Genomic DNA, 6422 nt, shown 5'->3' on the forward strand with positions numbered 1-6422 from the left:
AGGAAGGTAATTTTATGGAAGGATTTGCTTATCGATCTAGACGTATAGCCAGCTGGCTACTGATTTATCTTACCGCACTAGAGCCGCTTCACCCGGCCATTGCTGCTCAGCAACAAGAGATCCCACCAGTGGTGAATATCCATGCGCCCAATGCGAATGGGATCTCCCATAACCTCTATGACGACTTTAGCATTAACGCCTCTGGTGGGGTATTGAATAACGCCACCGAGGCAGGGCAATCAGTGCTAGCCGGGGAGTTAGCCGCTAATCCCAAATTTAATGGCAACAGTGCGAAATTAATTATCAATGAGGTCGTTAGCAGCAAGCCCTCAACTCTGGGTGGCAAGCTGGAGATCTTTGGTCAGAAAGCCGATCTGCTTATTGCCAATCCCAATGGTTTGACCTGTGATGGGTGCAGTTTTATCAATGCCCATAACATTACGTTAAGCGGCAGTGAACCCTCACTGAATAAAATACTAGACAGTGTTTACAACAAAACACCGATAGCGAATATCGCTGCACCCAATGCGAATGGCGTCTCCTATAACCGCTATGACGAGATTAATATCACCTCCACTGGCGGGGTATTGAATAATGCCACCAAAGCGGGTCAGTCTGTACTGGCAGGTCGGCTGGCGGCCAACCCCTATTTTAATGGCAAAAGTGCGACATTAATCATCAATGAGGTCTTCAACAATAAGCCCACGACGCTGGCAGGCAAATTGGAGATCTTTGGTCAGAAAGCCGATGTGATTATCGCCAATCCCAACGGTTTGACCTGTGATGGTTGCAGTTTTATTAATGCCAGTGGTATCACCTTAACCACTGGCACCCCGGTATTGAACTCACAGGGTGATTTAGAACGGTTCAATGTGATGGGTGGAATCATCACCGTGGGGGATAAAGGGTTCGATGGTCAGTCACAAGATCACAGTCAATTGATCAGCCGCTCTCTGGCGTTGGAGGGGGAAGTTCGAGCCAATCAGCTTGATGTTATTTTGGGAGTGAATCAGGTCGATTATCAACATGGCCGTATTCAACCACAAATCGCCACGGGGGCAGCACCCGTGCTGGCAGTGGACACCAAAAATCTGGGCGGCATGTATGCCAACCGTATCAGGCTGGTCATCACGGAAAAAGAGGTTGCAGCCAATCTCAATAATATCGTCAGCCAGCAAGGGGATATTTCGATTGATGCGGCGGGTGATCTCACCTTAGGCCATATCACGGCGAAAAAAGATCTTAATGTGATTGGCAAAAATACCGTCGTTACTGTGGGCAGCAAATTACGCAGTGGCCGTGATATTACTCTGGCGAATACCGAACTGAATAATTTTGGTGAGGTAAAAGCCGAACGCGATATGCGCCTGTTCAGTGATCGGGTTCATAATGTCGGCCCCTCGGCTAAACTGCATGCTAATAACCAGATGTGGATACAGAAAGATGCCGAAGGGAATAAAAATGCGTTGGTTGAAAACCGATCTGGCAGCATTAGAACCGGCACCGGTGATTTAATTATCCGCACGGATAAACTGGAGAATACTCGCCAGATCTTTAATGCAGATTGGGAGGGATTAACGCCCGATTCGACCAGTGCTAACGTTTATGACAATGAGGATTATCGTTATCACCCAGTCATAAAAACAGTCAACTTGTCTGAAGATCAACTCCCCTATGACTTCCCGAGAAAATGGTTTGGCACGACAGACTTTAGAGTTATTCATAAATTAGCACAATGGAGCTTATATAAAGTTAATACCGAGAAAAGCCTGTATCAAGTCACTGCCGAGGCACCCGCTGCCACCCTCTATTCAGGAGGGAACCTGTATATTAATGCCAGCCAGTTAGCCAATAAAGTAAGCAATATCGGTGCAGACAAAGATATCTTCCTTACTGGAGATAACTTCTTAAATAGCAGCCACAGCAGTTGGATAAAGGATGAGTTTATTGATTATGAGGTGACAAGAGGCATGCATAATCGAGATAGGGCCATGGAGCATGAATGGTATACTGTATGGACTGAAGCTGAGAAATACCCTGCAGCTATCACTGCTCAGGGGAATGTCGTGCTGGATTTTAATAACCAGATCCATTTAGATGCGGGTTGGCCGAAAAACGAAGAAGACTCTGATATCAGCTTTTGGTTAAAACAACAGACACAACCTATCTTGCACGGTAATAATATCCTGCTACATGGTAATCGCATCATCAGTAATGACCTGATACATGCACGGGGTGATCTCACCTTTATTGCTGAGGATACGATTGATTTAAATAGCAGCACGCTGCGAGGTAGAGATATCTCTCTTACCGCACTTAATGATATTAATGTGATAAACAGTGAGGTTGCCGGGCGAGATATTTTGGTATCTAGTCGACAAGGTCATATTGAGTTCAAGCCGATAGATGATATCCCGCACTATTTTCAACCTGATTACCAGCGGGTCATTAGCCAGATTAATGCCCGCGGTGATTTTACCGCGATTGCCGGTAAAAATATTAATCTAACGGATACCTTACTGCATCCAACCCGTAATATTAGCCTGTTGGCCAATCAGGATGTCAATATAATTCATACTGATAGCCTGATAACATTAGCTCTTTTAAGTAAGATTTTTACCCGAGCAGAAAATATAGAGCTGCTTAATAAATTATTCTCTTTGCCCGGCCAGTTAAAAAGTCACGGAAATATGACTTTTAATGCCGGCAATAACCTGTCGCTGCGAGGCGTCACTCTGGATGCGGGGCAAGATGTTAATCTTCATGCTGCCCGCGATATTAATCTGTCACCACGCAATATCCCGTGGATGGCTACATTACTATCAGAGAAACACAAGACAATAGATAGTATATTCTACCCACATGATGATATTTCCTTGGCTTTCTCCGTTTCACATATACCTGAACTGAATGCTCAGATTAATGCCAACGGCAATATCTTAATCAATGCGGGCCGCGATATTCTGACTCAGGCCAGCACTATCACGGCGGATAAGAATATCACTTTACTGGCCGGTCAGAATATCCAACTGCCTGCCTTGCCTTATCCGACGGTAACACCACGTCAGGATCGCCACATGATCACCCGCGTGCAGGCGGGGAAAAACCTTAGCGCAGCAGCCAATAGTCAACTCCTTGGCTACGGCGCAGAACTCTTCTCTGGCGGTGACATGACCCTCACGTCGGGCGGCAATATGCGCTTTGAGTCACTGCTCAACGAAGAGCATCAGGGCGGCGGCGATAATTTCAGCTATCGAAAGCTCCAGCAACCAACGCAACTGAACAGCGGCGGCGTGCTGACTCTGATTTCAAACGGCAGCATTCTGTTTCAGGCCACCCAACTGGCCGCGAAAAGCCTGATGGATATCGCCGCTGAAGGCGGCTACTTATTTGCACAGGCGATGGAAGAGACCAGCCATGCCGAAGAGCGCTGGACCACCCGTAAATGGTATGGGCGGAAAAAGTCGCATCATAATGTCAGCCACTCCAGCATCAATAAAGTCACCGAATTCACTGCTGACGGAGATATCAGCCTGCTAAGCCGTGATGACAGCACCTATCAAGCCAGTAAAATCGCGGCAGGGCAGAATGCCAAACTCACCAGCACTCACGGCAAAGTGATTTTCGAGGCCGTTAAAGATAGCGCGTTTGAACAAAAAACCACGCTGGCAAAGGATTTTTACATCAAGCAGACCGACAGCGGCTATCAGCAGGGCAAGTGGGTGCTGCCCACGATTCATACCGGCGGTGAATTAACGGTCAATGCCACGCAGGGTATCAGTGCCGACGTCAAGGCAAAAAATAGCCAATCTATTCAGGCGGCGATTAGCGCACTGGCAGTGATCCCCGGTAATGAATGGTTGAAAGACCTGCATCTGCGGGATGACGTGCAGTGGCAAAAAGTGATGGATGCCTACCACCGTTGGGATCACAAAAATGAACAACTGAACCCAGTGGTGGCGGCGGTGATTGGCATTGGCGTGGCGGTCGCGACGGCGGGGTCGGGGCTGGTGGCTAGCGCCAGTACTGCCGCGGGTGGTGGTGTGGCAGGCGGCGCAGTGACCGGGGGGATCTCCGCACTGGCATCGCAGGCGGCGGTGGCGCTGGTGGCGCATCAGGGGGATTTATCCAATACATTCAAAGAGTTAGGAAGTCAGTCATCAGTTAAATCACTGGTCACCTCAATGGCGATTGGCGGGGCGCTGAGTGGATTTGATGGGCTGATGGGGTGGGAAAAAGCCGCCGATGGTGTCAATGCCGCCAAATTACCGCGCCTGAGTGACGGCGACTGGATCAAAGTCGCACAGCGGGTCGCGGGTCAATCGATCATCAGCTCAAGCTTAAACACGAGCATCAACGGCGGCAGTTTTAAAGATAATCTGACCGTCGCACTCCTTGCCAATATTGGCGGCCAGCTCCATGCCGAAGGGGCCAATCTGATTGGCAACAACGGCGCGGTATTGGGTGCGCCCGGCAAGGCTATCAGCCATGGGATTATGGCCGGTATCGCCGCTGAAATCGGCGGCGGCAATGTCAAAGGAGCCGCCGCAGGCGCACTGGCGGCCGAGCTGGCCGGTGTAGTGATGGGTGATAATATCATCGACCCGCAGGAGTGGCAGGCTAAATCCGAGCGTCAGGCTCAGCTAACCCGCTTCTTCGGTGGTGTAGCAGGGGCGGTATTTACAGGCAAATCTGAAGGTGCCTACAGTGGTGCCCATGCGGCCGAAACTGCTTTTCGCTACAACTACCTTAGCCACCATCAACAAAAACTGATGGAAGCTGAAATGGCGGCTGCGGCAACACTGGCAGATAAGGGGAGAGTCTTTATTGACTGGGGGCTGACCAGCGCGACACAAGACGGCGCTTTTGCGGCAGGCATTGTCGCCAGTGTGCCGGAAGGACTCTACGACAGCACCGTCGAATTGCTGGGGATGCTAAAAGAGCCTCGACAAGCGATTACCGCATTGAGGGAACTGGCTAACAGTGGTGATATCATTGGCACTGTGGCGCAAAGTGTCAAACAGGAGTGGCTGGCGCGGATTAATAGCATGGAGGCGAATTATCAGCGGGCCGGTGCCAGTGGTGCCTATGCCTCGGGTGTTGAAGCGGGTAAACTGCTGTTTGAGTTTGGTGGTTATGCTGTTGGTGTTGGCGGGTTAGCGAAGGGCGGGATGCGCTTTGCCAGCGGGCAGATAGAGAAGTTTGCGGGGCCAAGGATTGCGACGGTAAGCCGGTCAAAAATTGGTATCCAATGGGGGCAAGGTATCAAGCAACAAGGTATGCCGTGGGAAGATTATGTGGGAACACAACTTCCAGCAGATGCACGGTTGCCACCAAACTTTAAGACGTTTGATTACTATAACCCCATTTCCCGAACTGCCATCAGTGTAAAAACCCTAGATACCACCACTGCGGCCAGAGTGGCGAATCCAGGGCAAATCTACAGTTCGTTGAAAGGAAATATTGATAAGGTCGCGAAGTTTGAAACACATAGACTTTCTGGCGAAACGTTAGAATCTTTAATGTTTACGAGTAGAGAAATACAACTGGCTATCCCAGCACAGACGAATAAAACCCAGTGGATGGAAATCAATCGGGCAATTGAGTACGGGAAAAGTCAGGGTGTAAATATCACAGTGACACAGGTGAAATAGTTATGTTTAATAAAGATCAGGATTACCGAGCCTCAGTCTCTTCTACTAAAGAATTTTTGTGTATAGATACAGACTCTGGACTTGGCAGAGTACGTAGAGATCCACTTTTTCCCTCCTGCCTATTACCCGCTGATGCAGATGATAAAAGCATTGGTGACGCTGTTCTGTTTGCATTGTCAAATAGCCGAACATTAACCTCTCTTGAGGAGCGTGTGGCTTTTTTTGATCTTGAAAAAGGCAAAGAGCAATATGCAGCCTGGGTAGCCATGTTAATGGGAAGATTTGGTTATAAAACCAAAAGGGTATTATTCAAGGATATGAAGAGTTGTCATATCCATTGTATTAATGATTGGATCAGGATTTCGCCTACCCATCATGAGAAACTAGAAGCATGGAGTGGTAAAGGAATAAAGGGAGCGGATGATGTGCTTATCTCTGTGGATAGTGAGCCAGAAGAGATAGGTGCCGCGCTGCGATTAGCCATTAGCCGCTGCACGGGTTGATAATTAGAGCTGTTTCATTTCAATCACTTGCCGTCACCATTTCGTGGTGGCGGTGACTCGCGACTAAATCTTAAAACTGGTGAAAATATCATCGGCTCGCAGGAGTGCAGGAGCGGCAAGCGCAACTCAGCCGTATCGCGGGCGCTGTTGCCGGGGCGTTAGTCACCGGAAGAGCAGCGGGAGCCTACAGTGGTGCCAATGCTGCCGAATTGGTCGAGCGGTTTAACCGCCAATTACATCTGGCGGAAGTCAAAGCAGTTAACGA

The 6422-nt window shown here is 49.1% G+C and carries 3 protein-coding genes; all 3 read left to right on the forward strand.

What is annotated here, in order from left to right; all coding sequences use genetic code 11:
- The first annotated feature begins 14 nt into the window (after positions 1-14).
- Positions 15-5654: a two-partner secretion domain-containing protein gene (locus AACW11_RS13050; RefSeq protein ID WP_212586923.1), complete on the forward strand. Its 5640-nt coding sequence runs from the start codon at positions 15-17 to the stop codon at positions 5652-5654.
- A 2-nt stretch (positions 5655-5656) separates the two neighbouring features.
- A complete protein-coding gene (locus tag AACW11_RS13055; protein ID WP_212586924.1) occupies positions 5657-6157 on the forward strand; it encodes a contact-dependent growth inhibition system immunity protein in 501 nt (166 codons plus the stop codon).
- 104 nt (positions 6158-6261) lie between these two features.
- On the forward strand, positions 6262-6422 hold a 161-nt coding region (locus tag AACW11_RS20845; protein ID WP_212586925.1), incomplete at its 3' end, for a VENN motif pre-toxin domain-containing protein.

Origin of the sequence: Yersinia sp. Marseille-Q3913, assembly GCF_963892745.1 — a bacterium.
GTDB classification, from domain to species: Bacteria; Pseudomonadota; Gammaproteobacteria; order Enterobacterales; family Enterobacteriaceae; genus Yersinia; species Yersinia bercovieri.

Coding starts and splice junctions, on each gene's coding strand:
- AACW11_RS13050 (WP_212586923.1), top strand. CDS start 15: ATGGAAGGATTTGCTTATCGATCTAGACGTATAGCCAGCTGGCTACTG.
- AACW11_RS13055 (WP_212586924.1), top strand. CDS start 5,657: ATGTTTAATAAAGATCAGGATTACCGAGCCTCAGTCTCTTCTACTAAA.